The organism is Hoeflea phototrophica DFL-43 (assembly GCF_000154705.2).
Taxonomy (GTDB): domain Bacteria; phylum Pseudomonadota; class Alphaproteobacteria; order Rhizobiales; family Rhizobiaceae; genus Hoeflea; species Hoeflea phototrophica.
In genome coordinates this window covers 4,033,940-4,060,852 of sequence record NZ_CM002917.1, presented here as the reverse complement: position 1 = coordinate 4,060,852, position 26,913 = coordinate 4,033,940, and the positions used below count along the sequence as shown (strand labels likewise).

At 58.0% G+C, this 26,913-nt stretch carries 19 protein-coding genes, 2 tRNA genes, 2 rRNA genes and 1 pseudogene (1 of these 24 running past the window's edge); 14 read left to right on the top strand and 10 right to left on the bottom strand.

All coding sequences use genetic code 11. The features are described 5' to 3' along the window. The 4 genes from HPDFL43_RS19195 to HPDFL43_RS19180 form a co-directional block, all read left to right on the top strand. A tRNA-Ala gene (locus HPDFL43_RS19195) sits at positions 1–9 on the top strand; it begins 67 nt to the left of the window's first position. 645 nt (positions 10–654) lie between these two features. Then, positions 655–3,453 (top strand): 23S ribosomal RNA (locus tag HPDFL43_RS19190). A gap of 431 nt (positions 3,454–3,884) precedes the next feature. Beyond that, positions 3,885–3,999 (top strand): 5S ribosomal RNA (gene rrf / locus HPDFL43_RS19185). Positions 4,000–4,301: 302 nt separating this feature from the next. Continuing rightward, positions 4,302–4,378, top strand: a tRNA-Met gene (locus HPDFL43_RS19180). Here HPDFL43_RS19180 and HPDFL43_RS22445 read toward each other — a convergent pair. Next, positions 4,335–5,702 carry a recombinase family protein gene (locus HPDFL43_RS22445; protein ID WP_007199073.1) on the bottom strand — a complete coding sequence of 456 codons (1,368 nt, stop codon included), beginning with the start codon at positions 5,700–5,702 and terminating at the stop codon, positions 4,335–4,337. The genes HPDFL43_RS19180 and HPDFL43_RS22445 overlap by 44 nt on opposite strands. A gap of 50 nt (positions 5,703–5,752) precedes the next feature. Here HPDFL43_RS22445 and HPDFL43_RS21775 point away from each other — a divergent pair, with 50 nt between their 5' ends. Beyond that, the gene (locus HPDFL43_RS21775; protein WP_169743268.1) at positions 5,753–6,751 is read left to right on the top strand and encodes an IS5-like element ISHph1 family transposase; all 999 of its coding nucleotides are present in this window, start codon (positions 5,753–5,755) and stop codon (positions 6,749–6,751) included. 37 nt (positions 6,752–6,788) lie between these two features. Here HPDFL43_RS21775 and HPDFL43_RS19160 read toward each other — a convergent pair. From HPDFL43_RS19160 to HPDFL43_RS19125, 8 genes and pseudogenes are all read right to left on the bottom strand, one after another. Next, a pseudogene (locus tag HPDFL43_RS19160) lies at positions 6,789–7,658 on the bottom strand (ISNCY family transposase); the annotation flags it as partial. Positions 7,659–7,994: 336 nt separating this feature from the next. After that, on the bottom strand, positions 7,995–8,711 hold the full coding sequence (locus tag HPDFL43_RS19155) for a ThuA domain-containing protein (RefSeq protein WP_007199070.1): 717 nt from the start codon (positions 8,709–8,711) through the stop codon (positions 7,995–7,997). Beyond that, the gene (locus tag HPDFL43_RS19150) at positions 8,708–9,580 is read right to left on the bottom strand and encodes an NAD(P)-dependent oxidoreductase (protein ID WP_007199069.1); all 873 of its coding nucleotides are present in this window, start codon (positions 9,578–9,580) and stop codon (positions 8,708–8,710) included. The genes HPDFL43_RS19155 and HPDFL43_RS19150 overlap by 4 nt, the downstream gene beginning before the upstream one ends. A gap of 1 nt (position 9,581) precedes the next feature. After that, positions 9,582–11,111, bottom strand: a complete 1,530-nt coding sequence (locus HPDFL43_RS19145) for a sugar ABC transporter ATP-binding protein (protein WP_007199068.1) — start codon at positions 11,109–11,111, stop codon at positions 9,582–9,584. Continuing rightward, positions 11,108–12,109 carry an ABC transporter permease gene (locus HPDFL43_RS19140; protein ID WP_007199067.1) on the bottom strand — a complete coding sequence of 334 codons (1,002 nt, stop codon included), beginning with the start codon at positions 12,107–12,109 and terminating at the stop codon, positions 11,108–11,110. Before HPDFL43_RS19140 ends, HPDFL43_RS19145 begins: the two co-directional genes overlap by 4 nt. 10 nt (positions 12,110–12,119) lie before the next feature. Further along, positions 12,120–13,097: an ABC transporter permease gene (locus HPDFL43_RS19135; RefSeq protein WP_007199066.1), complete on the bottom strand. Its 978-nt coding sequence runs from the start codon at positions 13,095–13,097 to the stop codon at positions 12,120–12,122. A gap of 69 nt (positions 13,098–13,166) precedes the next feature. Further along, positions 13,167–13,964, bottom strand: a complete 798-nt coding sequence (locus HPDFL43_RS19130) for an SDR family NAD(P)-dependent oxidoreductase (RefSeq protein WP_040450555.1) — start codon at positions 13,962–13,964, stop codon at positions 13,167–13,169. Positions 13,965–14,050: 86 nt separating this feature from the next. Continuing rightward, positions 14,051–15,007 carry a sugar ABC transporter substrate-binding protein gene (locus HPDFL43_RS19125; protein ID WP_040449356.1) on the bottom strand — a complete coding sequence of 319 codons (957 nt, stop codon included), beginning with the start codon at positions 15,005–15,007 and terminating at the stop codon, positions 14,051–14,053. A gap of 240 nt (positions 15,008–15,247) precedes the next feature. Between HPDFL43_RS19125 and HPDFL43_RS19120 the strand changes: the two genes are divergently transcribed. The 9 genes from HPDFL43_RS19120 (at position 15,248) to HPDFL43_RS19080 (ending at position 25,827) form a co-directional block, all read left to right on the top strand. Beyond that, the gene (locus HPDFL43_RS19120; protein WP_245271072.1) at positions 15,248–17,089 is read left to right on the top strand and encodes an extracellular solute-binding protein; all 1,842 of its coding nucleotides are present in this window, start codon (positions 15,248–15,250) and stop codon (positions 17,087–17,089) included. A gap of 15 nt (positions 17,090–17,104) precedes the next feature. Further along, positions 17,105–17,911 carry an SDR family NAD(P)-dependent oxidoreductase gene (locus HPDFL43_RS19115; protein WP_007199062.1) on the top strand — a complete coding sequence of 269 codons (807 nt, stop codon included), beginning with the start codon at positions 17,105–17,107 and terminating at the stop codon, positions 17,909–17,911. 64 nt (positions 17,912–17,975) lie between these two features. After that, positions 17,976–19,274, top strand: a complete 1,299-nt coding sequence (locus HPDFL43_RS19110; protein ID WP_007199061.1) for a M24 family metallopeptidase — start codon at positions 17,976–17,978, stop codon at positions 19,272–19,274. A gap of 68 nt (positions 19,275–19,342) precedes the next feature. Then, positions 19,343–20,350 (top strand): thiamine pyrophosphate-dependent dehydrogenase E1 component subunit alpha, encoded by a 1,008-nt coding sequence (locus HPDFL43_RS19105; RefSeq protein WP_007199060.1) that lies wholly within the window; start codon positions 19,343–19,345, stop codon positions 20,348–20,350. Between the two features lie 11 nt (positions 20,351–20,361). Next, entirely contained in the window at positions 20,362–21,357 is a 996-nt protein-coding gene (locus tag HPDFL43_RS19100) for an alpha-ketoacid dehydrogenase subunit beta (RefSeq protein ID WP_007199059.1), read from the top strand. After that, positions 21,347–22,711 carry a biotin/lipoyl-containing protein gene (locus HPDFL43_RS19095; protein WP_007199058.1) on the top strand — a complete coding sequence of 455 codons (1,365 nt, stop codon included), beginning with the start codon at positions 21,347–21,349 and terminating at the stop codon, positions 22,709–22,711. The genes HPDFL43_RS19100 and HPDFL43_RS19095 overlap by 11 nt, the downstream gene beginning before the upstream one ends. A 14-nt stretch (positions 22,712–22,725) precedes the next feature. Further along, positions 22,726–24,156, top strand: a complete 1,431-nt coding sequence (locus tag HPDFL43_RS19090; protein ID WP_007199057.1) for an NAD-dependent succinate-semialdehyde dehydrogenase — start codon at positions 22,726–22,728, stop codon at positions 24,154–24,156. A gap of 1 nt (position 24,157) precedes the next feature. Next, positions 24,158–25,060, top strand: coding sequence for a 2-oxo acid dehydrogenase subunit E2 (locus HPDFL43_RS19085; RefSeq protein WP_007199056.1), 903 nt, complete (start codon positions 24,158–24,160; stop codon positions 25,058–25,060). A 5-nt stretch (positions 25,061–25,065) separates the two neighbouring features. Further along, on the top strand, positions 25,066–25,827 hold the full coding sequence (locus HPDFL43_RS19080) for an SDR family oxidoreductase (protein WP_007199055.1): 762 nt from the start codon (positions 25,066–25,068) through the stop codon (positions 25,825–25,827). A gap of 309 nt (positions 25,828–26,136) precedes the next feature. On the opposite strand, the gene HPDFL43_RS19075 is transcribed toward HPDFL43_RS19080, so the two are convergent. After that, on the bottom strand, positions 26,137–26,850 hold the full coding sequence (locus HPDFL43_RS19075) for an IS6 family transposase (protein ID WP_007199054.1): 714 nt from the start codon (positions 26,848–26,850) through the stop codon (positions 26,137–26,139). Positions 26,851–26,913 lie beyond the last annotated feature (63 nt).

Below are 26,913 nucleotides of genomic sequence, written 5' to 3'. Positions count from 1 at the left end.
GCTCCACCAAGTCGTTCCGCGCAAGCGGACACGACGTTGGCGGGCCACGCGTTTGCGCAGCAAGCGCCGAGAGCGCGAAGCTGTCTGAACCACGTTATCCTTTGGAGAAATACACAAATTGCGCATGGCTTCGGCCCTGCGCCTGTTCTGATACATCGTAAAGAGAAGATTTTGTCTGGAGGCTTCCAGGTGTGACCGCAACCCGCGGTCATGTTCGAGCCCAGGCCCGATTGAGTCCCTTTGATTGCCTAGCCGGCTTGAGATTGGACGAGGGTCTGGAGGTAGATAGGATAGCCTGTCAGCTGGATTGTCTGTGCATGAAGCTTGCTTCATGTGTCGGGTGATCTGATTGGCGTTGCCTGACCGCGCGCCACCGGACAGATCTCGAGAAGCTGGTCTTAAGGACCCATGCTTGATGAGCGCCGGCGCGTTCATCTCATAAGCAGGGTCCGAACACGTCGATGACATCCGACATGACCTGGTTGTAAAAGGCGGCCGGGTTTTTTGATGGGTTCTGATCCTTGCAAGGGTTGGGGCCTTTCGGTGCTTTCCGCTTCGGTGGTGAGCAGGGTCGTTTTGGCACCCTTGTCCGCTTTGCGGAGAAGGAAGGTTTGTCAAAACAACCAAATAGGGATGGGCATTGGCAATGAGAACGATCAAGCGTCAAAAGGGCATTCGGTGGATGCCTTGGCATGCACAGGCGATGAAGGACGTGATACGCTGCGATAAGCGTCGGGGAGCTGCGAATAAGCTTTGATCCGACGATTTCCGAATGGGGAAACCCACCTTAGATGCCTAGGAAAACTAAGGTGTTCGTCAAGAACATCTTATCTTTCTAGGTATCGTTACAAGGTATCTTATCCTGAATACATAGGGGTAAGAAGCGAACGCGGGGAACTGAAACATCTAAGTACCCGTAGGAAAGGACATCAACCGAGACTCCGTAAGTAGTGGCGAGCGAACGCGGACCAGGCCAGTGGCATGATTAAGTAAAGTGGAACCGTCTGGAAAGTCGGGCCGTAGTGGGTGATAGCCCCGTACACGTAATCCTTAGTCATGTCCTAGAGTAAGGCGGGACACGTGAAATCCTGTCTGAACGTGGGGGGACCACCCTCCAAGCCTAAGTACTCGTGCATGACCGATAGTGAACAAGTACCGTGAGGGAAAGGTGAAAAGCACCCCGACAAGGGGAGTGAAATAGTACCTGAAACCGGATGCCTACAAGCAGTCGGAGGGCGTAAGCCTGACGGCGTACCTTTTGTATAATGGGTCAACGACTTAGTGCAGCAAGCAAGCTTAAGCCGATAGGTGTAGGCGCAGCGAAAGCGAGTCTTAATAGGGCGATTAGTTTGTTGCATTAGACCCGAAACCGAGTGATCTAGCCATGAGCAGGTTGAAGGTTGGGTAACACCAACTGGAGGACCGAACCCGCATCTGTTGCAATAGATTGGGATGACTTGTGGTTAGGGGTGAAAGGCCAATCAAACTCGGAGATAGCTGGTTCTCCGCGAAATCTATTTAGGTAGAGCGTCGACCGAATACCCTCGGGGGTAGAGCACTGGATGGGCTATGGGGACTCACCGTCTTACTGATCCTAACCAAACTCCGAATACCGAGGAGTACTAGTCGGCAGACACACGGCGGGTGCTAACGTCCGTCGTGAAGAGGGAAACAACCCTGACCTCCAGCTAAGGTCCCCAAGTCATGGCTAAGTGGGAAAGGATGTGAGACTCCCAAAACAACCAGGATGTTGGCTTAGAAGCAGCCATCATTTAAAGAAAGCGTAACAGCTCACTGGTCTAAATAAGGGGTCTTGCGCCGAAAATGTACCGGGGCTAAAGCCATGCACCGAAGCTGAGGATGTGCAGTTTACTGCACGTGGTAGCGGAGCGTTCCGTAAGCCTGTGAAGGGAGACCCGTGAGGGCTCCTGGAGGTATCGGAAGTGCGAATGTTGACATGAGTAACGATAAAGGGAGTGAGAGACTCCCTCGCCGAAAGACCAAGGGTTCCTGCTTAAAGTTAATCTGAGCAGGGTTAGCCGGCCCCTAAGGCGAGGCCGAAAGGCGTAGTCGATGGGAACCACGTTAATAATCGTGGGCCTGGTGGTAGTGACGGATCTCGTGTGTTGTATCTCCTTATTGGATTGGAGGTGCAGCGAAGAGGTTCCAGGAAATAGCTCCACCGTATAGACCGTACCCGAAACCGACACAGGTGGTCAGGTAGAGAATACCAAGGCGCTTGAGAGAACTGCGTTGAAGGAACTCGGCAAATTGCACGCGTAACTTCGGAAGAAGCGTGACCCTTTTCTGCGCAAGCAGATGAGGGTGGCACAGACCAGGGGGTAGCGACTGTTTATCAAAAACACAGGGCTCTGCGAAGTCGCAAGACGACGTATAGGGCCTGACGCCTGCCCGGTGCCGGAAGGTTAAGAGGAGAGGTGCAAGCTTTGAATCGAAGCCCCGGTAAACGGCGGCCGTAACTATAACGGTCCTAAGGTAGCGAAATTCCTTGTCGGGTAAGTTCCGACCTGCACGAATGGCGTAACGACTTCCCCGCTGTCTCCAACGCAGACTCAGTGAAATTGAATTCCCCGTGAAGATGCGGGGTTCCTGCGGTCAGACGGAAAGACCCCGTGCACCTTTACTATAGCTTTACACTGGCATTCGCCAAGGCATGTGTAGGATAGGTGGTAGGCTTTGAAGCGTGGGCGCCAGCTCGCGTGGAGCCATCCTTGAAATACCACCCTTATCTTCGTGGATGTCTAACCGCGGCCCGTTATCCGGGTCCGGGACAGTGTATGGTGGGTAGTTTGACTGGGGCGGTCGCCTCCGAAAGAGTAACGGAGGCGCGCGATGGTAGGCTCAGACCGGTCGGAAATCGGTCGTCGAGTGCAATGGCATAAGCCTGCCTGACTGCGAGACTGACAAGTCGAGCAGAGACGAAAGTCGGTCATAGTGATCCGGTGGTCCCGCGTGGAAGGGCCATCGCTCAACGGATAAAAGGTACGCCGGGGATAACAGGCTGATGACCCCCAAGAGTCCATATCGACGGGGTTGTTTGGCACCTCGATGTCGGCTCATCGCATCCTGGGGCTGGAGCAGGTCCCAAGGGTTTGGCTGTTCGCCAATTAAAGCGGTACGTGAGCTGGGTTCAGAACGTCGTGAGACAGTTCGGTCCCTATCTGCCGTGGGTGTAGGAATATTGATAGGATCTGTCCCTAGTACGAGAGGACCGGGATGGACGTATCTCTGGTGGACCTGTTGTCGTGCCAACGGCATAGCAGGGTAGCTATATACGGAATGGATAACCGCTGAAGGCATCTAAGCGGGAAACCAACCTAAAAACGAGTATTCCCTGAGAGTCGTGGAAGACTACCACGTTGATAGGCTGGGTGTGGAAGCGCAGTAATGTGTGAAGCTTACCAGTACTAATAGCTCGATCGGCTTGATCGTTCTCATTGCTTGTGCTCATCTTGAAGTGCAAAGCACTTCAACAATGACATGTCCTCACGGATGAGCGTCACTAACGTGACTATCCTCCGGACGGGGCGGCCAAAAGTGGCCGGCGCGCAGTCGCGCTTGCAGAGCTTTGCTCTGGTTCCTTGTCCCTGATCTATCAGGGGAAAGAAATTCGAAGCATCGCTTCGCAAGGGCAAGTTCCCGTCGCCAATCATTTGGCGCGCCGTCTGCAGCGCAGCAATCGTCAGATTGCGGCAGCGTGAAGACAAAACAGACGTGTTCAAAGACAAAGGGTTAGCCGCCCGCCAGCTTCTCATACAGATTTACTGAAATGTTCTGTCTTAGAACATGGTCAGCCAATGCGCCCTGCGAGGCAACGAGCAGGACAAGCTGCATTGGCCAGTAAAAATGTTGCGCTTTGCCGACCTGGTGGTTATGGCGGGGCGGCTGCACCCGGTCCCATTCCGAACCCGGCCGTGAAACGCCCCAGCGCCGATGGTACTTCGTCTTAAGACGCGGGAGAGTAGGTCGCTGCCAGGTCTGCAAAGCGCAACAAAATCTTCTCACATTACGAAAATTGGAACCGCCGCGGGTCGCATATCGCGGCCCGTTTTTGCTTTGAACGCCTTGAGTAATCATCAAGGCAACCCAAGGGCCCGAGCAGCCCCGCCGAAACCCAGGGAGCAACGCTCCCAAGGCCGGCAAAAAAATCCGGGCAGATCCCGGAGCGCTCAGAACTTAACGCGGGGCATGGAGCAGCCCCCGCCGACCCGCAGGAGCATCGCTCCGAGGACCGGCAAAGCAAAAAAATCCGGGCAGATCCCGGAGCGCTCAGAACTTAACGCGGGGTGGAGCAGCCCGGTAGCTCGTCAGGCTCATAACCTGAAGGTCGCAGGTTCAAATCCTGCCCCCGCAACCACCGAAACTTGTAAGTCCTTCCATTCAAGGCGCTTACCCTCAAGTTCCTCCGCACACAGCGCGAGGAATTTTTTGCGTTTGGCCTCCGTGTCGAGAACGCCCTTGTCGATCAGGTTGTGGAACTCGTATTCCTGAGCCGTCCGGAACTCCGCTTCCATCGCCTTGATCGTGTCCATCGTTGCCAGAATGCTCACGATAGCACCATGGACGTAAAGTTCGACGCCGTTGCCGTGTTCGGCCGGACCGATCACGACTTGCTGGATCAGCCCGCGAATGATGTTCACGAATGGCTGCTTGGTCTCGGTATCGGCGTGCTCCCGCAAATAGTACATCAGCGCATTGATCACGCGTTCGACCATTTCCGCGGTGACGTCGTCCGCCAGATTGACCGGCTTGGTGGTCCTGGCCACTTCCAGTTCCTGTCGGAGGCCAGCAATCTTGACCTCAAGCTCATCGACCATGTCGTCGAGGCTTGCGATAGCAGGTCGGTTGGCCTGGATGCGATCGGCGATCTGTTTGAGGATCGTCTTCTGCTCCTGTTGCCTGGCGGCAATCTGCTGTTCAAGCGCGGGGATGCTGTTGCCGGCCTTTGCCTGTCGCGCAGCTACGCTTTCCTTGGTGGCGGCAATCACGGTCTCGATGTTGACCAGGTTCCAGAGCGCGTTCGGGATACAAGTCAGCACCCGGTCTTCCAACTCCTGCCGGCTGATGGTCTTGGTGTTGGTACAGACGCTTCCGTCAAGGTGATCGAGCGGCAGCTTCTTGCCTCGGTTCGTGCAGCTGTAGCGATCTTTCCCTGAAATCGCATAGGGGCCGCCACAATGGGCGCAGCGCAGGATGCCGCTGAGCAGATAGCTCGGGCGGTGTGTCCGGTTCAGCTTGTTCGTGGTGGTCGCTTCGTAATTGTCCCGGACTGCAATCTGGCGCTGCTTGACCCTGTCCCAGAGCGCATCATCAATGATCCTGAGTTCCGGGACATCGACGATGATCCAGCTGCTCTCACTGTTCATACGGGCTTCGCGCTTCTCGGTCTTCGGGTTCTTGCGGAACTTGCGCCGGTTGAAGATCAGGCGTCCACGATAGGCCTCGTTGTTGAGGATGCCCGTGCCACGGTCGACATGTCCGCGAATGGCCGTGTCGCGCCATTTGAGGCCACGTGGTCCGGGCACGCCTCTCCTGTTGAGTTCTTCGGCGATCTGGATCGGAGAGCGCCCGCGGGCATATTCCCGGAAAATCTCCTGAATGATCGCTGCCTCTTCGGGATCGATCTCCCTCAGACCGGGAATGCGGTTACCCTTGGCATTGGTGCAGGGATCAAATTTCAACGTTTTGTATCTATGCGGCGGGGATCGAAAATTAGCTTGATTGGTCCCGTATGCCGCATAAGCACAACTCCGCCCGCCGCCATCATATCGGCAAGATGAAGTTCAAAGTGACGAACTGGGCGGAGTATGAGGCGGGCCTTCGCCGCCGTGGCAGCCTGACCCTTTGGATAACGCCGGAGGCGTTGGCGGGCTGGGCAGCCCCACGTCGCAAGACGCGTGGTGGCCAGCCGCGTTACTCTGACCTGGCGATCGAAACTACGTTGACGTTGGGCATGGTATTCGGATTACGGTTGCGCCAAAGCGAAGGGCTTCTGAGTTCGGTGCTTGACATGATGGGATTGGATTTTGCCGTGCCCGATCACACCACGCTCAGCCGACGGGCCAGAACCTGGAAGCCATCGGCCAGAAGCAAGGGCCACCAGCATGTGGCGAGTGGCCCCATTCACGTTCTGGTCGACAGCACCGGGCTGAAGATCTATGGCGCGGGCCAATGGCTGGAAGAAAAACACGGCGTAAAGTCCCGGCGCAGCTGGGGAAAGCTGCATCTGGCTGTTGACGCCGACAGTGGCGAGATCATTGCCCATAGCCTGACCGATCAGGAAACAGGCGACGCCTCGCAGGTGCAGCCATTGCTGGATCAGATCGATGATGAGATCGACCAGTTCACTGCCGATGGAGCTTATGATGGCCATCCATCCTACGACGCGGTGCTACGTCACAGTCCAGGCGTAAGGGTCGTCATCCCTCCGCGCTCGAACGCGGTTGAACATCCCAAAGCCCACGCATGCTGCCAGAGAGACGACCACATAGCATCCATGCAAGCAGAGGGCCGACTGAAATGGCAGGCATCCACCGGCTATGGCAAACGAGCTTTGGTTGAAACCGCGATGGGTCGATACAAGGGCGTCATTGGACAGCGTTTGCGTGCTCGGTCATTCCTTGCGCAGCAGACAGAAGCTGCGATCAGCGTCGCCATTCTTAACCGAATGCTCGCCTGCGGACGCCCGAAATCCGCTCAACGCCGAGCATCGGCGGGAGCCGCCAAATAACCGGACCCATCAAAGAGCGAGCTCCGCTCATTAGCTGATCCGCGCACCAACGCCGCGCAAATGCATTCGCGTCGTCAAGCGTGCTGATGCCGCGCAGCCTCAATTCCTTAACCAGCCGATCCTGCAAAGTGCGGTTCGCCCGTTCCACACGGCCTTTGGCCTGTGGTGTGTTGGCGCAGATGATGTCGATGTTAAGTTCGTAAAGTGCGCGGCCGAATTGCGTCAGGCCGCTCGTCCGGTCTTTCTCTGATGCGTGCGTCGAGCGGAAAACCCCGTGCTTGTCACTGTAAAAAGCTATCGGCTTTCCCCATTCTTCCAGATAGGCCTTTGTCGCCAGGAGATAATCGAACGTGTTCTCGGACGGCGCAAAGCGCAGGTGAAGCAGTTTGCCGGTCGCGTCGTCAATATAGACGAGCAGGGCGCATTTTGGCCCCCGGTTCTCGAACCACCAGTGATGCGATCCATCGATCTGAACCAGTTCGCCCAAACAATCGCGACGTGCGCGCGGCTGGTAGATGCGCTGCTTGCGCTCGCGCCGTGATGTCCAGATTCCGGCCTCCGTCATCCATTGTCGCAAAGTCTCTTTGCCAATGGCAATCCGGTGCAGCTCAATGAGCTTCTCGCGCGCCAGTGTCGGGCCGAAATCGTGATAGCGCTCGCGTATCAGATCAAGCACGGCGTTGCGAAACTCGTCGCTATGACGCCGGTTGCTGGGCTGGCCGCGTTTGCGCGACACAAGACCGGGTGCGCCGTCACGCTCATAAGCCTGCAACAGCCGATGCATCTGGCTTCGGCTCAGCCCCAGCATCTCTGCCGCCCGAATGATACTCAACCTTCGATCCTTGATCTTTTGAACCGCTTCCAGCCGGTTCAGCTCTTTCTGCGACATGGTGATCAAACAAGACATGGCAACTCCATCAGCACGTGGCCTCAGAGCCCAATCTTCCTTCCAGCGTTGAACTTGACCAGCTAGAAGGGCGAAAACTGTCGCATCTCTAACGGGCCCAACTGTCGCATTACTAAATAGCTGCTATAGGATGTGCTCGCATAAGCTTTATTATGGAACTTATGACCGGATTTTGAGTTTGCGGCACCAGAAATAGAAGCAACGTTCCGTCAGAATCCAACAAACAACATATCCAGCGTTGACTGCATTCGGCGAAATCGTAAGCCTATTCTCTGTCATTGAATGTCGAAACCCTTCAAGGCCGCAGGCTATGAGGCATAATAGATCCGACACGCTTTAGCTTGACACCCCAGCCTTCCTTGCGGCCCACAGCATTCCGCGCCTGATGATTTCCGTCACCTGCGGCACTTTCAGGTCATCGAGCGTGTGGCCGATCGAGCAGTAGAACACCCGGCCCTTGTCCCAGCGTCGCTTCCAGACGACAGGAATGACGGTGCCTTCAATCCACCACAGATGATCGCCGGAAAAAGTGGTGGTTGCCAAAACCTCATTGGATGGATCGACCAGCATGTAATATTGCTCGGAATGCAATCTGAAGCTCTTGATGCCTTTGACGATCGGGTCATCGGGCCGGGTAATGGTCACGTCGTAGTCTATGAAATCATCCGAGGGCACCGGGTTGTCCGGCCAACCCGGCGGATGAGCGACAAACTGCCCGCCAATCATGAAATGATAACTCGGGTGGTCACGAAAGGCGTCGCCCATATGGCCGTGCCAGCCTGCGATCCCGCAACCATCCGCAATCAGTTTCAGCAGGCCTAGCTCTTCCTCCCGGGTGATATTGCCAAACTCGTCCTGATGTGACGAGCGTGCGCTTGACCATATTGGAACGATCAGATCGACATCCGCCATTGCCTCGGGATCGGCCAGCGGTGCAAGCGTGTTGTGGGTGACCACTTCGAAACCCTGCGGTTTCAAAAGGGCTTCGCACCAATCGCCAAAATCGGTTGGTGTGTGGCCTTCCCAACCGCCAACGAATAGAGCCGCCTTCATCGTGCTTGTCCTTTCATGAACGCAAAAACCGATGCCATATCGCGTTGGCCGTAGCCATCGTTCTGCGCCATCTTGAGAACATCCAAAGTGGTTTGGGTCTGTGGCATGTTGACACCAAGTTCATCAGCCAGTGCCAAAGCCAATGTCACATCCTTTTTTGCGAGGTCGAGGGTGAAGGAGACGTCCTGATCAGCTTCGTTGAGATAGTGAGCGCGCCTGTAACCAAGCATCGGTGCTGCGACGGCTGAATTTTCAATGACATCGAAGGCGTCGCTTTCGCTTATGCCGGCTCTGCCTGCCAGGGTCAGAGCCTCGGAGACAGTCTGATTGAGCCCGTGAATGAGCATGTTGACGGCCAACTTCATGACGGCGCCCGCACCAGTTGAACCAAGCCAGATTGTCTTGCGGCCCATTGATCCGAAGACATCCGCAAGCACCGGATGAGCATCCTGCTCGCACCCTGCCATGATCAACAATCGAGCATCTTCGGCGGCCTGCGTGGCACCGGAAACCGGCGCATCAACAAAGGCTTTACCCGCAGCAGTCGCCGCGCTCGACAACTCCTGAACGAGACCCGGACTCATTGTACCCATTTCGACCAACAGCTTTGCGCCGGGGCTCTGTATCAAACCCGTTGGCCCGAAATAGACCGCACGAGAAGCATCGTCATTGGCGAGCATGGTGATAACGGCTTCGCATCGACAAGTCAGCCGGCCAGGGTCCTCGGCGGCTTTCGCGTCATATGCCTTCAGAAAGAGCTCGACAGGATCGGAGCTGCGATTCCAGACGGTGACTTCATGACCGGCTCGGACGCAGTTTGCGGCCATTCGGCGTCCCATCCGCCCCAACCCGGCGAAGCCGAGTTTCATCTCAGACGGCTTTCTCGTCGCTTGCGACAATTCCCGAAATTGCCTGGATAAGGCTGTCTTCGGTGACCTCCTCGGAGGTGAATTCGCGCATGATCCGGCCGCTGTACATGGCAATGATCCGATCCGAAACATGCAACACCTCGGGCATTTCCGATGAGATCACGATGATCGCGTAACCCTGCGAAGCCAGGCCCCGGATGAGTTTGTGGATTTCGGACTTGGATCCAACATCGATTCCACGCGTCGGTTCGTCCACGATAAGCACCTTCGGATGCATGGAAAGCCATTTTCCGATAACGATCTTCTGTTGGTTGCCTCCCGAAAGATTGCCCGCAAGCTGCTTCCAGCTTGGGGTCTTAATCTCCAGCTTGTCGTGATAGAGGTCGAAGATCGCGATCTCCGCACCGTCTGACACAAAGGGGCCGGCGGTCAAATCACTCACCTGCGGCAGGGTCATGTTGTCACGGCAATTCATGCCGAGGACGAGTCCCTGTTCTTTCCGGTTTTCCGGCACCAGCGAAATGCCAAGATTGATGGCGTCCATTGGGGAGGTGATTTCCACTTCCTGACCTTCCAGCAGGATGTTGCCACCAGTTGGCGTTCGCAGGCCGAACAGGGTTTCGGCAATTTCCGTACGCCCGGCCCCGACAAGGCCATAGAAGCCAACCACTTCTCCAGCGCTCACGTTGAAACTGACATTCTGGTAGAGCGAGCCGCAGGACAGCCCTTTCACCTCTAGTGCAACATCACCGAATTCATGGTCATTGACGTGGCGCGTCAGATCAAGCTTGCGTCCGATCATCAGCTGGGTGACGTCTTCCTCGGTTGTTTTTGCCGTTTCCAGGGTGCCGCGGTACTGACCGTCGCGCAGGACCGAAATGCGATCGGTAATCTTGAAGATTTCTTCCATCCGGTGCGAGATATAGATGATGCCGACACCGTGAGATTTCAGATCTTCAACCACCTCGAACAGAACCACTTTCTCAGCGTCCGTGAGTGAAGCAGTCGGTTCATCGAAGATCACCGCCTTGGCTTCATGGGTAAGCGCGCGTGCAATCTCGACCATCTGCTGGTTGGCAATCGACAGGTCGCTAACCTGCGTCTTGGCATCAAAACCAACCTTGAGACGCTGCAAAATCAGGTTGGTCTTGTCGAACAGGGATTGCCAATCCACCACGCCAAAGCGCTTGCGCGGCAATTCGCCCAGATAAATGTTTTCGGCAACCGTCAGTTCCTTGGCGAGGCTGAGTTCCTGATGAATGAAGACAATGCCCTTGTGCTTGGCCTCGAGCGGCGTGCCCATCCTTACAGGGGTTTCATTGACAATGATGCGGCCGCTGTCAGGCTGATGGATGCCGCCGAGAACCTTCATCAGCGTCGACTTTCCAGCCCCGTTTTCTCCCATCAGGGCATGCACTTCGCCAGGCATGACGTCGAACGAGACACCGTCAAGCGCGCGCACACCGGGGAATGTCTTGACGATGTTTTCAAGCCTAAGTGCAGGCGCCAATTCAGAAGCTTTTTTGCTCATACCTTCAACTCCCCCTTGGCCTTGATGTTGAGTTGGCGATCAAGGAACAACACCGCGATCAGGATCAGGCCGATGACCAGATTGACCGTCTCCGTGCCTGCGCCGATATAGCCCAATCCCTTGCGCAAGAGCTGAATGGCAATGACGCCGCCAAGCGTGGAGATGATCGACCCGGACCCCCCGGTCAGCTTGGTGCCGCCGAGCACCACAGCCGTGATGGCCCAGAGCTCGAACAGTTCACCATCATTGGGATTGACCGAGCCGCTTTCCGAGTAGAACACCGCCGCAGAGAGTGCTGCCAAAAAACCGATCAGCATGAAGTTGATCATCATATGCGGACCGACACGAATTCCCGCGTTGACCGCAGCCTCCCGATTGTCCCCAATGGCATAGGCATTGCGGCCATGAACCGTGCGGTTCATCAGGAACCACAGACCAGCGACGACGGCCAGCAAGAACCAAGTTGCCGTGTGCAGACCGAGGAACTGTGCTTCGGCGAAATCAACAAGGGTCCAGTTGAGCTGCGACGTCGGCTGTTCGCCATTGTACATGAACACAAGCCCGCGGTAGCCCAGCATTGAACCCAGAGTGACGATGAAGGCATCGACCCCGGTTTTCCAGACAATGAGGCCATTGACGGCGCCAAGCAAAACGCCCGTGAGAAGAGCCAGAATCCAGGATATCGGGATCACCCAATCACCGAGGCCGCCAAAGACCGGCCAGGTCATGCTGTCCAGCATCACGATTGCCGCAAGCGCGTAGGTTGCCCCAACGCTCAGGTCGATGTTGCCATTGACCATGATGATCGTCATGCCCAGTGCGATAATGCCGATGGGCGCCGACTGTTTGAGCAACAGCAGCATGTTGTCGACATCCATGAAGGCGCTTTCCGAGACCGAGAGGTAACTCCCGGCGATCGAGAAGAACGCGAGCTCGAACAGGATGAAACCCCATATGGCGCCCTTCTTGAACAGTCTGGTGCGGGATTCGTTCTGCATCAGTCCGACCTCACGCGATGGGTGACAACAGGCGGCCACGCTTGGCCGCAATGTCGAGCCAAACGGCCAGAATGATGATGACCCAAGTGACCACATACTGCGCGTAAAACTGCAGGCCAACCAGCAGCAGGCCGTTCTGTATGAAGCCGAGGATCAACACGCCAATGATTGTCTTGAAGATCGTGCCGGAGCCGCCGAGAAGCGATGCACCACCGAGAATGACAGCAGCCAGGACCTCGAGCTCCAGCCCCTGGCCCACGGTGTTCTGGCTTCCCATGCTCCGGCTCGCCTGAATGAGGCCGGCAGTGGCAACACACAAGGAAGAGAGCAGATAACAGGTAAAAACGACCCTCGCCCGGGGAATGCCGGAGAAGGTGGCTGCCACACCATTGCCGCCCACGGCATAGACCTTTCGTCCGAAAGGCGTTTTCCCAAGCACCATTCCGAGCAGCGCCGCCAGCAGTCCGAAGATCAGGATCGGGACTGGAATCCCCAGAACACTGCCCTGCCCAAAGACCGCGAACCAGGTTTCGCCCTTGTTGGCGATGTCCATGTTCTTGCCGCCCGAATAGGTCAGCGTGAGCCCATGAATGGCAGACAGCATGCCAAGCGTCACAATCAGCGAATTGAGCTTAAGATAACCAACCAGAAACCCGATGAAGGCCCCCAGGCAAAGGGTCATCACAAACATGGCAGGAATTGCAAACTCGGGTCCGATCTTGTCATGCAGATCCAGCACGACAATCGTTGAGAACGACATCATCGATCCGACTGACAGATCCAAATTGCCGCTGATCACCACGAAGGTAACCCCGAGGGCCATGACACCAAGAATTGCGGAGGAGCGCACCACGCCCATGACATTCTCAGGCGCCAGGAAACGCTCGTTGGCGATTGTGAAGCCGATCATGAAAATGACGAAGGCAATCAAAATGCCCTGCTTGGCAAGAAGCCCGCCAATATCCGATTTGGTGATGCCACCAGCCATCGTGTCCTGCCTCCCATTCCAAAATGCACTCAGCGTCAAAAACACGCCGTTACCGGTCTGAACCCTTACTCAGACCAGAACCATCCCACCATCGATCATGACGATCTGACCGGTCATGTAATCGCTGTCAGCCGAAGCCAGAAACGTCGTGGTTCCGGTGATGTCGTGCGGCGTAGCCACACGACCCTTGAGAATCCCGGCGGCAAAATCCTCCATTGCCTGTCCCGGGCGCTCCGCAGCGCCGATCTCCATAAGGTCCTGATCGACCTGTTCCCACATTTCGGTCGCGACCACACCCGGCGCGAAACCGGTCACTGTAATGTCGTGCTTCGACAGATCGCGTGCGCCCGACTGGGTCAGGGATACAACCGCGAACTTGCTGGCGCAATAAGGTGCGACATTGTCGAACCCCTGCCGCGAAGCAACCGATGCCGTGTTAATGATCTTGCCCCCGGTGCCTTGGGCAATCATCTGGCGTGCGGCCTCCTGCATGCCGATCAGGCATCCAAGACCATTCACACCCATGATAAAGTTCCAGTTCTCTTCCGTCACATCGAGGAAGTTCATCGGCCGGTTCACGCCGGCATTGTTGAATTTGACATCGATCTTTCCAAAGGCGGATACCGTGTGCGCGATGAGAGCCCGGACCTGCATGCGATTGGTCACATCAACGGCCGCATGGGTCACCTTACCGCCCTCGCTTTCAGCAATATTCTTGTAGAGATCGGCGACTTCACCCGCCTTGTCACCATCGATGTCGGCAAAGCAGACGTCGGCACCTTCGCTCAGCAGCGCTTCGCCAATGGCCCGGCCAATGCCGCGTGCAGCCCCCGTGACGATGCACGAGCGTCCAGATAACCGGCCCATGCTCACCTCCCCGCTCACATGGAAAAACGACAGGAATGATCCGGACGCGGCATCTGCCGCGCCCGGAAGGAACAACTCCACCAGCCTCAGAAAACAGGCTTGGTGAAATCGGACATATTGTCCTGAGTGATCTTCGGTGTGTCGAAGTAGTTGAGGAACGGCAATTCCTTGCCATCGAGAACATCAATCGCCGTTTTCAACGCCGCCTTGGCGTCATCGACGGGAGACTGGTAGATCGAGCCCCAGTATTCGCCCTTTTCCATCGCCTCATATCCGACGGCGAAGTTGGTTGCGCCGACGAAGATGATGCCCTCGCGACCGGCTGCCTTGGCGGCATTGAGCGCCCCGACTCCCATATTGTCATCACCGGCATAGACACCGTCGATCTTGTCGTATTTTACCAGAAACGCTTCCATCACCTTCTGAGACTTCTCACGGTTCCAGTCGCCTGGCTGGGTTTCGACAATCGTCACATCCGGGCAGACTTCCGGAAGACGGTCGTCGAAGCCTTTCTGGCGTTCGATTGCAGTGGTGTAGCCGGGCTGACCCGAGATCTGGACCACCTGCGCGGTGGTTTCAATGCCCATTTCCTTGAACTTGTCGCACATGATTTCCGCCGAGCGGGAGCCCTGCGTGATGTTGTCCGGTCCGGAGAAGGACTTGACGAAGTCGAAGCCGGCTTCGGCAATATTCGAGTTGGTTACGATGACCGGAATGCCCGCATTGTGGGCCTTACGGACGGCGGGGATCACGGCCTCGCCATTGGTCGGCCAGATGATGATCGCCTGAACCTGCTGCTGGATCAGATCCTCGATCTGGGCGATCTGGCGGGCAACATCACCACCTGCATCAAGAACGACCGCTTCCACTGCGTCATTCGCCTCGACGGCTTCCTTGAACGATTTGTCATAGGTCGTCTGGTAGCTGTCGACACCGACATTGTTCTGCGTGATGCCGATCCGGTACTCAGCGGCACCGGCTGCATTTGCAAAGACCAGGCCCGCCATCGCGGTCGACAGGGTAAGCATAGTACGAAGTGTCATTTGGTTTCCTCCCGAAATCTCAATCTCACACACATGTGGGTTTCGCATTTCCTTTGCCCAGTGAGCGCGGCATCAGGAAGCGGTCTCCAGCCGCGTTCATGCAAAACACAACCGCAAAGTGCCGACAAGCTCCTCACGATTGAGTCTGAAAGATATTCAAAATGGATATTTTGATATCCAAAATGGTTTTCTTGCCCGTATCCTCAAATCCTCAAATTGAACATCTTGATGGAGACAGCCATGAAAAAAGCTGCGCGGCAGTCCGGGGCCGGACGTCCTCTGGCAAAGGCGGAAGGCCTAATCGGCAAGGCGGGAGCCGAAACCATGCTTTCGATCAACAAGGGAGGACACGAAGCGCGACGGCCGCCGGACCGGCAGTTCGAGACCACCGAACTGCTCGACGTGGTGGCGTTTCTTGAGGATTTCGAGCACGAGTTGTCCGATGCCCTGAGTGTTTTCGCGCCTGATCCTTATGTTCGCATGACGCTCCACCTCATACGCAGCCATCTCGAAGCCAAGACGGTCACGCCAACATCTCTGATCGGCGCTTCCGGTGTCCCCTATGCTACAGCAACCCGGCGCATCGGTGAAATGATCGACAATGGCCTGATAGATCAACGCCCGCGAACCCGCAGCGGCAAGACATTTTCAATGCACCCGAGCGAAAAGTTGCTCGAGTCCTGGATGCAATTGTCAGGACGCTTGCAGCGTCTTGCCGAAACCCGCCTGGCGAAATCACCCAACGGCTCAGCCGGCCAGGAATACTATTTCGGCGGCTCCTACTTGGCGGCCCAGTCGATCCCGCCTCTGCAGGTGCTCGCCGAACCGCTGCGGCTTGCTGGCGGCGTGCGCGTGCTGGTGCACGGAGACCCCACCTTCATGGTGATGGACAATCTCAAACGGCGGTTCGAGCAGGTCGTGGGTACGGACATTTATCAACGTGCCTTTTCCATCGACCGGCTACATCAGGAAGCGCTCAAAAACGCCGAACGCAAGGCAAGCCGCTATGACATCATTGCCGTAGATCTGCCCTGGATCGGCGAGTTTGCCGAGAAGAACGTACTCATGCCGCTCGACGAAGCACTGGATATTGCACGCCTTGATCCGGCCGATTTTCATACCGCTGGTTGGAAGGCCGCCCACTGGGGCGGACGCCCTTATGGCGTGCCGGCCCAGACGACACCGGAACTGCTGTTTTATCGCAAGGACATCTTCGCCGAAGCCGGTATTGAAGCGCCCGCCACCACAGCCGACGTCATCAAGGCGGCAAAATCGCTGCATGACCCTGCCAGAGGCTTTTACGGAATAGCCTGGAATGCGGCGCGCGGCACCGCACTTGGCCATACATTCCTGATGACGATGGCCGACTTTGGCCAACCCGTGATCGACATTCCCCCAGAGGCCGGAGGCTTCAAGACCGACAGGCTCAAGGACGGCGTCTACCATCCGATGATAGACTCGGAAGCAGGGATGGCCGCTGCCGAATACCTGATGGAGTTGCTAAAGTATTCGCCGCCCTACATCCTCTCGATGTCGTGGTACGAGCGCATCCGGCCCTATGCGGCGGGCGAAATCGCGATGGCCTATGGCTACACCTTGCTTGCCCCCTATTTCGAGCTCGACCCGACATCGCCTGCACATGGCCAGACCGGTTTCCTGCCGCATCCCGCCGGTCCGGAGGCCACGCCGGTCGCGCCCGTGGGCGGATATGTGATGGGCATTCCGCGCAACATTGCCCCCGAGCGGATAAAGGCCGCTGCGGAAGCGCTGATCGTCTTCACCTCGGCGGGAGCCCAGAAGCTCTACGTCGAAAACGGCAGCCGCACCAATCCACGCTACTCGGTAGCCGCAGACCCGGAAGTGCGCCGCGCGTCACCTATCTTCGAGGCAGTCGATCAGATGTCCTGGCGCGACGAGCTCCAGTTCTGGCCACGGCCGCCAATTCCAGAAATCGGCGAGATCTTCCAGATCTGCGGCGAGGAACTACACGACATGCTTCGCGGAATAACTCCGCCGAAAACCGCATTGCAAAACGCCCAGAAACGGGCGGAGCAAGCCTTGCGGGGGCAACGCAAGACTTAAAAATGGAGGAGTGACATGGATCCCAATCGGCTCACAGGAAAGAACATTCTCATCACCGGAGCGGCACGCGGCATGGGTGCGGCAAATGCAGAAAGCTTCGCCCAGCAGGGCGCCAATGTCTGCCTGGGGGATCTCGATCTCGATGAAGCTCAAAAGGTCGCCGACCGCATCAATGCAGCCGGAAACGGCAAGGCCGTTGCCGTTAAGATGGACGTCACCAAGCGGGAGGACAACGTGGCGGCCGTGGCTGCAACGGTGGAGGCTTTCGGCTCGATCAATGTCGGCGTTTTCAATGCCGGTCTGAACAAGCCACGTTTCTTCATGGATATCGATGAAGACAATTGGGACATGATTATGAATGTCAACACCAAGGCAATGTGGCTCGGCATGCAGGAAACAGCCCGACAGATGATCGCTCAGGGCCCCATGGACGAGCCTTATAAAATCATCAATGTCGGTTCCATTGCCTCGAGAAAGCCGCTGGTCGACGTCACGGTGTACTGCACCTCCAAATATGGCTGTCTCGCACTCACCCATTGCGGCGCCGTGGCGCTGGCCGAACACAACATCACCGTCAACGGCTATGCGCCGGGCGTTGTTGTAACCCCGCTTTGGGAGCAGCTCGACAAGGATCTTGTCGAGATCGGCTTCAAGGAAAAAGCCGGCCAGGCTTACGAGGACATCGCCCGCGATGAACTTCAGATAAAGCGGGTCTCTTATCCTAAAGACATTGTCGGCACGGCCTCGTTCCTTGCCAGCCGGGACAGTGACTACATGACCGGCCAGATGATCCACATCGATGGCGGCTGGTGCATCCAGTAACGGCATAAACCCAGGTTTCAACGAATGAAACGGGCGCGTGAAGGCGGGTCCGGAGGAGAAAGTCATGTCGCGTGCCCTGACACCCAACATCCTGACAGCCCAGGATCTCGAACCCCAGTGGAAATGGGAAAACCGGCTGCCCGCGTGGGGTCACACATCTGTTGATTTCGAACGCAGGATCGATCACGATCGGCTGCGGCGCTATCGTTTGAGCCGGACGCGCCAGGCGTTGCAGAACTCGCCTGCCGGAACGCTTCTGCTGTTTGACGTCAACAACATCCGCTACGTTTCGGCGACCAAGATCGGCGAGTGGGAGCGGGACAAGATGTGCCGCTTCTGCCTGCTGACCGGCGACGATTCCCCCTATGTCTGGGACTTCGGCTCCGCGGCCATGCACCACAAGAAGTTCTCGGATTGGCTCGAGCCAGACCATTGCCGGGCCGGTGTCGTCGGCATGCGCGGCACGATACCACCGGATTTCGGTCTGATGCGCAAATACGCAAGGGAGATTGCGGGGCTGATCAAGGACGCCGGAATGGCGGATATGCCGGTCGGCGTAGATTACGCGGAAACAGCCATGTTTCATGCGCTTCAGGCGGAAGGCCTCAACGTCATCGATGGTCAGCAGATCATGCTGGCTGCGCGCGAGATCAAGAACTGGGACGAGATCCAGTTGCTCACCCAGGCGGCCGCCATGGTCGATGGCGTCTACCACATGATCTATGAGGAGCTGAAACCGGGCATCCGCGAAAACGACATCGTCGCGCTGTCCAACAAGATGCTCTATGAAATGGGGTCGGATGACGTCGAGGCGATCAACGCCATTTCCGGCGAACGCTGCAACCCGCATCCGCACAATTTCACCGACCGCTATTTCCGGCCTGGTGATCAGGCATTCTTCGATATTCTGCAATCCTACCAGGGATATCGTACCTGCTACTACCGGACCTTCAATATCGGCCGGGCAACGCCGTCGCAGAATGATGCCTACGTCAAGGCGCGGGAATGGATCGACGCATCGATTTCGATGATCAAGCCCGGCGTCAGCACCGACAAGGTGGCCGAGGTCTGGCCGAAGGCGGAGGAATTCGGTTTCCCCAGCGAAGAGGCCGCCTTCGGCCTGCAGTTCGGCCACGGCTTGGGCCTGGCGCTTCACGAGCGCCCGATCATCAGCCGTGCGGTCTCGCTGGATCATCCGATGGAGATCCAGACCGGCATGGTGTTTGCGCTCGAAACCTACTGTCCGGCAAGTGACGGATACTCGGCCGCGCGGATCGAGGAAGAGGTGGTGGTGACCGACACGGGCTGCGAGGTCATCTCGCTTTTCCCCGCCGAAGAACTCCCGATCGCCAACCGTTATTGAGCTCCTCCCTGAAAGGCCCGGTTCGCATTCGCTGCGACCGGGCCCCAGCAGGAGACTGGGAACTGAAAATGAGCAGCAGCAAAGCCAAAAAAACCACCAGCCACCAGGCCAAACACAATACAGAGGATTTTCTGCGGATGTACCGCCAGATGGTTCGGATCCGGACCTTCGAGGACAATGCCAACCAGCTCTACCTGTCAGCGAAGATGCCCGGGCTGACCCACATGTATTCCGGCGAAGAAGCGGTTGCCGTGGGAATCTGCGAAGCGCTCAAGGTAACGGACAAGATCACCTCGACGCATCGCGGTCACGGGCATTGCGTGGCCAAAGGCGCTGATTTCAAGGAAATGTTCTGCGAATTGCTGGGCAAGGAAGAAGGCTATTGCCGCGGCAAGGGCGGGTCGATGCACATCGCCGACCAGTCAAACGGCAATCTGGGGGCCAATGCCATCGTCGGCGGCTCGATGGGGATTGCCACCGGCGCGGCTTTTACAGCCAAACTGCTTGGCAAGGATGACGTTACCGTCTGCTTCTTTGGCGACGGCGCGACCGCTCAGGGCCTTATGTATGAAGTGATGAACATGGCGGCACTTTGGAACCTGCCGATCATCTATGCCTGTGAAAACAACGGCTATTCGGAATACACCAAGACAGCCGAAATTGCGGCCGGGTCGATCACGGGCCGGGCCGAAGCTTTCGGTATTGAGGCGCACACCGTCGATGGCCAGGATGTGCTTGCGGTCAATTCGCTGACGGAACAATTGGTCGAACGCTGCCGCAAGGGCGAAGGCCCGTTCTTCATGGAGTTGATGACCTACCGCTATCACGGTCACCATGTCGGCGACATCAACCGCGAATACTACCGATCCAAGGACGAGGAAAAGGACTGGCGGGAGAACAAGGACCCGATCACCCAGTTCGCCCGCCATCTTACCAGCGAAGGCATCGCCACCGAGGAAGAGCTCGAGGCCATGCAGGCCGAGATCAAGGCCGATGCCACTGCCGCCGTCGAATACGCGCTGAAGGCAAAATATCCGGATGCGTCGGAAGTCGACATGCACGTCTACGCGGCCTGAGGAGAAGAACCATGCGTGAAATCACCCTTTCCCAGGCCGTCAACGAGGCCCTTGCCGAGGAGATGCGCCGCGATGAAACGGTCTTCATCATCGGCGAGGACGTCGCCGAAGCCGGCACCCCCTTCAAGGTCCTGTCCGGCCTTGTCGAAGAGTTCGGAACATCCCGGGTGGTCGATACACCGATTGCCGAACCCGGTTTCATGGGCATTGCCGTTGGTGCTGCGATGACCGGTTCGCGTCCGGTGGTGGACCTGATGTTTGGCGACTTCCTATTTCTGATCATGGACCAGCTCTGCAATCAGGCGGCCAAGACCCATTACATGTCCGGCGGCAAGCTGAACGTTCCGCTGGTGCTGCGGACAAATCTCGGCGCCACGCGCCGGTCGGCCGCCCAGCATTCGCAGTCGCTGCATGCTCTGGTCGCGCATATTCCCGGCCTGAAGGTTGCGCTGCCGTCATCGGCCTATGAAGCCAAGGGGCTGATGAAGACGGCAATCCGCGACAACAACCCTGTCGTCATCTTCGAAGACAAGCTGATGTACCAGGAAAAGGCAGGTGTTCCTGAAGAGGAATACATGATCCCCTTCGGGGTCGCCAATGTGAAGCGCGAAGGTACCGACATCACCCTGATCGCCACCTCTTCGATGGTGCAGGTCGCTGAAAAGGCCGCCGAAATTCTCGCGACTGAGGGCATCAGCGCGGAAGTGATCGATCCACGCACCATCGTTCCCCTCGACGAAGCTACGCTGATCAAATCGGTGAAAAAGACCTCGCGTGCCATCGTCATCGACGAAGGGCATCAGAGCTACGGGGTGACCTCGGAGATCGCCTCGCGACTCAACGAGAAGGCGTTCTACCATCTTGATGCTCCGGTGCTGCGCATGGGAGCCATGGATGTGCCGGTACCCTTCAGCCCGGCACTGGAAGATCTAACCGTGCCAACGCCGGAAGGCGTGGCCGCCAATGCCCGCAGGCTTGTTGCCGGGGAGCTGATCAATGCCGCATGATGTCATCATGCCGGCACTCGGCATGGCACAGGACACAGGCCTGATCGTGTCCTGGCTCAAGAAGCCGGGCGATGCGGTGAAGACCGGCGAGGCGCTGATGGAGGTCGAAACCGACAAGGCGGTGATGGAAGTCGAGGCTGCGGGCGACGGCTTTCTTGCCGCCGTCAGCGCTCAAGCCGGCGATCACGTGCCTGTCGGTCAGGTTGTCGCCGTGATTGCGGAAACAGCGGAGGCGGCGAAGAACACAAGCCCTTCGCCGTCAGACACCAAGCCACAGGATGCCAAGCCAACCTCGCCGGAGGCTGCCAAGCCCGAGGCGCTGCCGTCGGGCGCGGAGATCATCATGCCGGCGCTCGGCATGGCGCAGGACAGTGGTCTGATCGTTGCCTGGCGCAAGAAGCCGGGCGACCCGGTTGCCACCGGTGACATCCTGCTCGAAGTGGAAACCGACAAATCGGTGATGGAAGTGGAAGCCGGACATGACGGCTTCCTGGCCGCCATTCTGGCCGACGCGCGACAGGCGGTGCCGGTCGGATCTGTGATCGCGATCATCAGCGCGGAAAAGCCAGAAAATGCCGTTGCCCGCAGCCACAAGAGCACCGCTGCTGACGACAATGGCGCACCTGGCAAGCCCGCACCCAAAGCGCCGCCGGCGGCGGCGAAAATACCCCAAACCGGAGGCGCAGCTGCTTCGGGCGGGCGCATTCTGGCGTCTCCCAAGACACGCCGCCTGGCAATGGAGAAAGGCCTCGACCTGAGCCTGCTGGTTGAGCATGGCGTGCCGCAACCCTATCATGTCTCTGATCTACGGCTTCTTGAGACCCTGGTCTCTTCCACGAAAGCGGCTGATGCAAGTCCCTCCCCCGCGTCTGCCGGCGCCTTGCCGATGCACATTGGTGCGCGAGTGGCTGCAAGCGGCTGCGACGAGTTCATCGCCTGGCTGGCGAAGGATGGCGATATTCATGTTGAACCGCGCCTGATCTGGCTGCGTTTTGCCACAGCCGCATTTCGTGAGGCGACAGGCCTCCGGGACAAAACCCTTGTTGTGGAATCCCGGACGGTTCGCACCACGGATGGACGTTTCGCCGATGCAGACCGCTCACGCCTGTCCAAGCCGCTGAGCGATGCGGGAGATCAGGTTCCGTCCATCATGATGCGCGATCTTTCCGGATCGCCGATCACCGCGGCCACCGGTATTCCAACCCACGCACCGGTGCTGACGGTTTGCCGTGAACGGGAAGACTACGTCGTTTCGCTCGACTACCAGGCCGGCCAACTCGACGAGGACCAGGCGATCGAATTCGTCACCGGCTTCGTGGACCGGCTCGGCGAACCTCTCAGACACCTGCTTTGACTGGAGCAAACCGGATGCAACACACCAATCTTTACATCGATGGCCAATGGCGCGACGCGGCGAGCGGCGACCGCTTCGATGTCATCAACCCCGCAACCGAAGAAGCGATCGCATCGGTTGCCTCCGCCGATCTCGCCGATGCTGATGCGGCGCTCGATGCAGCGCAAGCCGCCTTCGGGCTTTGGGCCGCAAAGAAGCCGCGCGAACGCTCGGAGATCCTGCGCAAGGCCTGGGAGCTGATGACCGCACGGCTGGAGGAATTCGCGCGGCTGATCACGCTTGAAAACGGCAAGGCCCGTGCGGATGCGATGGGTGAAGCAGCCTATGCGGCCGAATTCTTCCGCTGGTTCGCCGAGGAGGCCGTCCGCGCAGACGGCATGATCACCCATGCGCCGGCTTCGGGCGCGCGCATCGTTGTTCAACACAAGCCAGCCGGCATCGCCGTGCTGGTCACGCCGTGGAATTATCCGGCCGCGATGGGCACCCGCAAGATCGCGCCGGCTTTGGCGGCAGGCTGCCCGGTGATCATCAAGCCCGCGTCTGAAACGCCATTGACGATGCTGGCGCTGATGCCGTTGCTGGAAGAGGCGGGCGTGCCGAAGGGGCTGGTCAACGTACTGCCCTCAAAGAAATCCGGTAGGCTTGTCGACCATATGCTGCACGACCCGCGGGTGCGTGTCATCTCGTTTACCGGCTCCACCGAGGTTGGCCGCAAGTTGCTTCATTCTGCCGCCGATCAGGTGCTCAAGCCGGCCATGGAACTGGGCGGCAACGCCCCGCTGATCGTGTTCGAGGATGCCGACATCGACAAGGCCGTGGCTGGCGCGATGCTCGCCAAGATGCGCAATCTCGGCGAGGCCTGCACCGCCGCCAACCGCTTCTATGTTCACGAGAAGGTCAGCCGGGAGTTCACGAGCAAGTTCAGCGCCGCCATGGCTGCCCTGAAGATGGGAGACGGGCTGGAAGACGGGATCGACGTCGGCCCGCTGGTCAATGCCGATACCCGCGACAAGGTGGCAGCCTTTGTCGAGGATGCAGTGGCAAAGGGCGCAAAACTGGAGCTCGGTGGCACCTTGCCGAACGGCAAGGGTTATTTCTACCCGCCGACGGTGCTCTCCAATGTGCCGGAAACGGCCGACTGCGTGAACGATGAAATATTCGGACCCGTTGCGGCGATCCAGTCCTTCACAGATGAAGATGACGTGATCCGCCGCGCCAACAACACGGAGTACGGACTGGTCGCCTATGTGTTTTCGGAGAACATGAAGCGCGCCATGCAGGTTTGCGAGCGCCTGGAATATGGCATGGTCGGTCTCAATCGCGGTCTGGTTTCAGATCCCGCAGCCCCCTTCGGTGGCGTCAAGCAATCAGGTCTTGGCCGCGAGGGCGGACATGAGGGCATGCTGGAATTCATGGAAACCCAGTATATTTCGGCGGAATGGTAAGATGGGGCAGTCCGAAATCATTGCCAGCCCCTCGGTTGTTGCCCTGGCCGGGCGATTGGGCGTTGACCTTGCAGATGTGGCTCAGGCCGCCGGCCGCATCAATATCGCGCGCGAGGATGTTGAACGCCATGCCGGTGGCGATGCCCAGCGTGGCTCTGCCGCAGCTTCCAGGGACAATCGCTATTGGGACGTGGATCACGCGGCATACGGACCCGTCACGCATGAACCGGTGTCGCGTTTCGCGCGCGCCGCCGCGGCCAACCTGTCTGCTGCGAACCGTCTCATCCCGCAAGTCACCCATCATGATCGCGCCGACATGCGCGCCGTGGAAGCCTTTCGCCGGAGACTGAAACCGGAGGCAGCGGATCGTGGCGTGCGTCTCACCGCACTGGCCTTTCATGTGAAGGCCCTGGCAGTAAGCCTTGGAGAGTTTCCTCGTTTCAATGCGTCGCTGACTGCAGACGGCGAAACCCTGGTGCTCAAGCAGTTCTGCCATATCGGAATTGCAGTGGACACGCCGCACGGCCTGATGGTGCCGGTGATCCGGGATGTCGACCGCAAGGGCCTGTGGCAGATCGCTGGCGAGATCTCCGATCTGGCCGGGCGGGCGTCACAGCGCAAGATCAAGCCCGACGAGATGGGCGGAGCGTCGATGTCGATCTCCAATCTTGGCGGCATCGGAGGCACCGCGTTTACGCCCATCGTCAATCCACCCGAGGTCGGGATCCTGGGCATCACCCGCACCGAAACAGTTCCGGTGTGGGAGAATGAGAGCTGGACGCCGGTTCCGATGGTGCCGCTCGACCTGTCCTATGACCACAGGGTGATCAATGGCGCGGAGGCAGCTCGCTTCATGGCACACCTGGCCGGTCTGCTGGCCAACCCCCGCCGCATGATGAGGTAGAAGACGTGACCCTTCCGATCGACTTGACAGGACAGACCGCGTTGGTGACCGGCGCATCCCGGGGGATCGGGAGAGCGATCTGCGCGGTTCTGGCCCGCGCCGGAGCCGATATTGTCGGCACTGCAAGCTCGATGCCGGAAGACGGCGGCGAGACGGCTCACCTGGTCAGGGCGGCGGGCCGGCATTTCACTGCCGAGAGCTGCGACCTGGGAGACCGGGACGCAACGCTTGGCTTCGCGGCCCGGATGGCCAATCGCGGCGACATTTCGATATTGGTCAACAATGCCGGGATCATCCGCCGCGCGCCGGCCAGCGAACACCCGATCGAAGACTGGGATGCCGTGATGGCGGTCAACTGCGATGCCCCGTTCATCCTCACCCAGGCCATTGGCCGCGGCATGGTCGAGCGCGGATATGGCAAGGTTGTCTTCATCGCCTCTGTTCTGAGCTATCAGGGCGGCATCAATGTCCTGGGCTATGCGGCCAGCAAGGGTGCCGTGGCGCAACTCATCAAGGCCTTCGCCAACGAGTGGGCTTCGAGCGGCGTCAACGTCAATGGCATCGCACCCGGATATGTCGCCACCGACAACACCGCGGCGCTGCAGGCCGATTCAGCCCGTCAGAAGGCGCTGATGGATAGGGTTCCCTCGGCGCGTTGGGGCAAGCCCGAAGAAATCGCGGAACCGGTGGCGTTCCTGTGTAGCGATCTTGCGCGCTTTATTCACGGAACCATCCTCCCGGTTGATGGTGGATGGCTGGGCAGATAGGAAGGCGATGTCACGGTAATGCCTTGTGAGGGTCCGCTGCGATTGAGACCGCCCATGCTTTTGGACAGAGAACCACTCCATCTATTCAGTCTGGGTCGGTCGCACCTGACGAAATGAGGTCCACATGAAATGTAAAACCCCTCTAAAGGATAGCAGGGGTTTTACAATGCGTGGCTGAGATGCGTTATTAAAGCATGACTTAGAACTCTTTCCACTCGGACGTATCAATAGCGGTAATACCGCTAGATACTGCACGGGGGGCGTCGCCTTAACCGAGCACAGCGCGCGATCATTGCCTGGGCATGAATTTCAGGCTTTGAACGACAAGGCGATCTCACGCCAAGTGGTGCTGGCGTGGGCGCGGAGTTGGCGATGATCGGTAGCGGTCATGTGTTTTCTATGAAGATGGAAAAGATTGGCAATCTGGCCGTGGGTTGAGACGAAACGCTGGCATTGCCGTGCCGACTTGAACCGCATCATGCGTCTCTCTCGTCGTCGCACGGGAAGGTGAGAATTCTCGACGCGGTTGTTGAGCCCTTTGTGCGAACGGTGCTCGATACCCGGCATGAGCTGTCGCTTTGCAGCGGAGTAGGAGCGCAGCTTGTCTGTCACCATCACGCGTGGCGTGACGCCCTGGCTTTTCAGCAGTTTGCGCATCAGCCGGAGAGCGGCTCCCTTGTTTCTACGGCTTTGCAGCAGGGCATCGAGAACGTAACCGTTGGCATCGACGGCGCGCCACAGCCAGTATTTCTTTCCTTTTATGGAAACGACCATCTCATCAAGATGCCATTTGTCAGCAAAATTGCCGCCGGACCGCCGACGAAGTTGACGGGCGAACTTCAGGCCAAATTTCCTAGCCCATTCGGCGACAGTCTGAAAAGACACCTCGATCCCACGCTCGGCAAGCAGGTCTTCAACGTCGCGCAGGCTCAGCGGAAACCGATAATAGAGCCATACCGCATGCGCGATGACCTCGGCTGGAAAGCGGTGGCGTTTATATTGGGCGGAAGCATCTTCAGTCATGCAGATAGACTATGCCCCGATCCCCACCAACCAGTTAAGGCGACGCCTCCCATTCTGCGTCAG

Coding starts and splice junctions, on each gene's coding strand:
- HPDFL43_RS21775 (WP_169743268.1), top strand. CDS start 5,753: ATGCCGCATAAGCACAACTCCGCCCGCCGCCATCATATCGGCAAGATG.
- HPDFL43_RS19155 (WP_007199070.1), bottom strand. CDS start 8,711: ATGAAGGCGGCTCTATTCGTTGGCGGTTGGGAAGGCCACACACCAACC.
- HPDFL43_RS19150 (WP_007199069.1), bottom strand. CDS start 9,580: ATGAAACTCGGCTTCGCCGGGTTGGGGCGGATGGGACGCCGAATGGCC.
- HPDFL43_RS19145 (WP_007199068.1), bottom strand. CDS start 11,111: ATGAGCAAAAAAGCTTCTGAATTGGCGCCTGCACTTAGGCTTGAAAAC.
- HPDFL43_RS19140 (WP_007199067.1), bottom strand. CDS start 12,109: ATGCAGAACGAATCCCGCACCAGACTGTTCAAGAAGGGCGCCATATGG.
- HPDFL43_RS19135 (WP_007199066.1), bottom strand. CDS start 13,097: ATGGCTGGTGGCATCACCAAATCGGATATTGGCGGGCTTCTTGCCAAG.
- HPDFL43_RS19130 (WP_040450555.1), bottom strand. CDS start 13,964: ATGGGCCGGTTATCTGGACGCTCGTGCATCGTCACGGGGGCTGCACGC.
- HPDFL43_RS19125 (WP_040449356.1), bottom strand. CDS start 15,007: ATGACACTTCGTACTATGCTTACCCTGTCGACCGCGATGGCGGGCCTG.
- HPDFL43_RS19120 (WP_245271072.1), top strand. CDS start 15,248: ATGAAAAAAGCTGCGCGGCAGTCCGGGGCCGGACGTCCTCTGGCAAAG.
- HPDFL43_RS19115 (WP_007199062.1), top strand. CDS start 17,105: ATGGATCCCAATCGGCTCACAGGAAAGAACATTCTCATCACCGGAGCG.
- HPDFL43_RS19110 (WP_007199061.1), top strand. CDS start 17,976: ATGTCGCGTGCCCTGACACCCAACATCCTGACAGCCCAGGATCTCGAA.
- HPDFL43_RS19105 (WP_007199060.1), top strand. CDS start 19,343: ATGAGCAGCAGCAAAGCCAAAAAAACCACCAGCCACCAGGCCAAACAC.
- HPDFL43_RS19100 (WP_007199059.1), top strand. CDS start 20,362: ATGCGTGAAATCACCCTTTCCCAGGCCGTCAACGAGGCCCTTGCCGAG.
- HPDFL43_RS19095 (WP_007199058.1), top strand. CDS start 21,347: ATGCCGCATGATGTCATCATGCCGGCACTCGGCATGGCACAGGACACA.
- HPDFL43_RS19090 (WP_007199057.1), top strand. CDS start 22,726: ATGCAACACACCAATCTTTACATCGATGGCCAATGGCGCGACGCGGCG.
- HPDFL43_RS19085 (WP_007199056.1), top strand. CDS start 24,158: ATGGGGCAGTCCGAAATCATTGCCAGCCCCTCGGTTGTTGCCCTGGCC.
- HPDFL43_RS19075 (WP_007199054.1), bottom strand. CDS start 26,850: ATGACTGAAGATGCTTCCGCCCAATATAAACGCCACCGCTTTCCAGCC.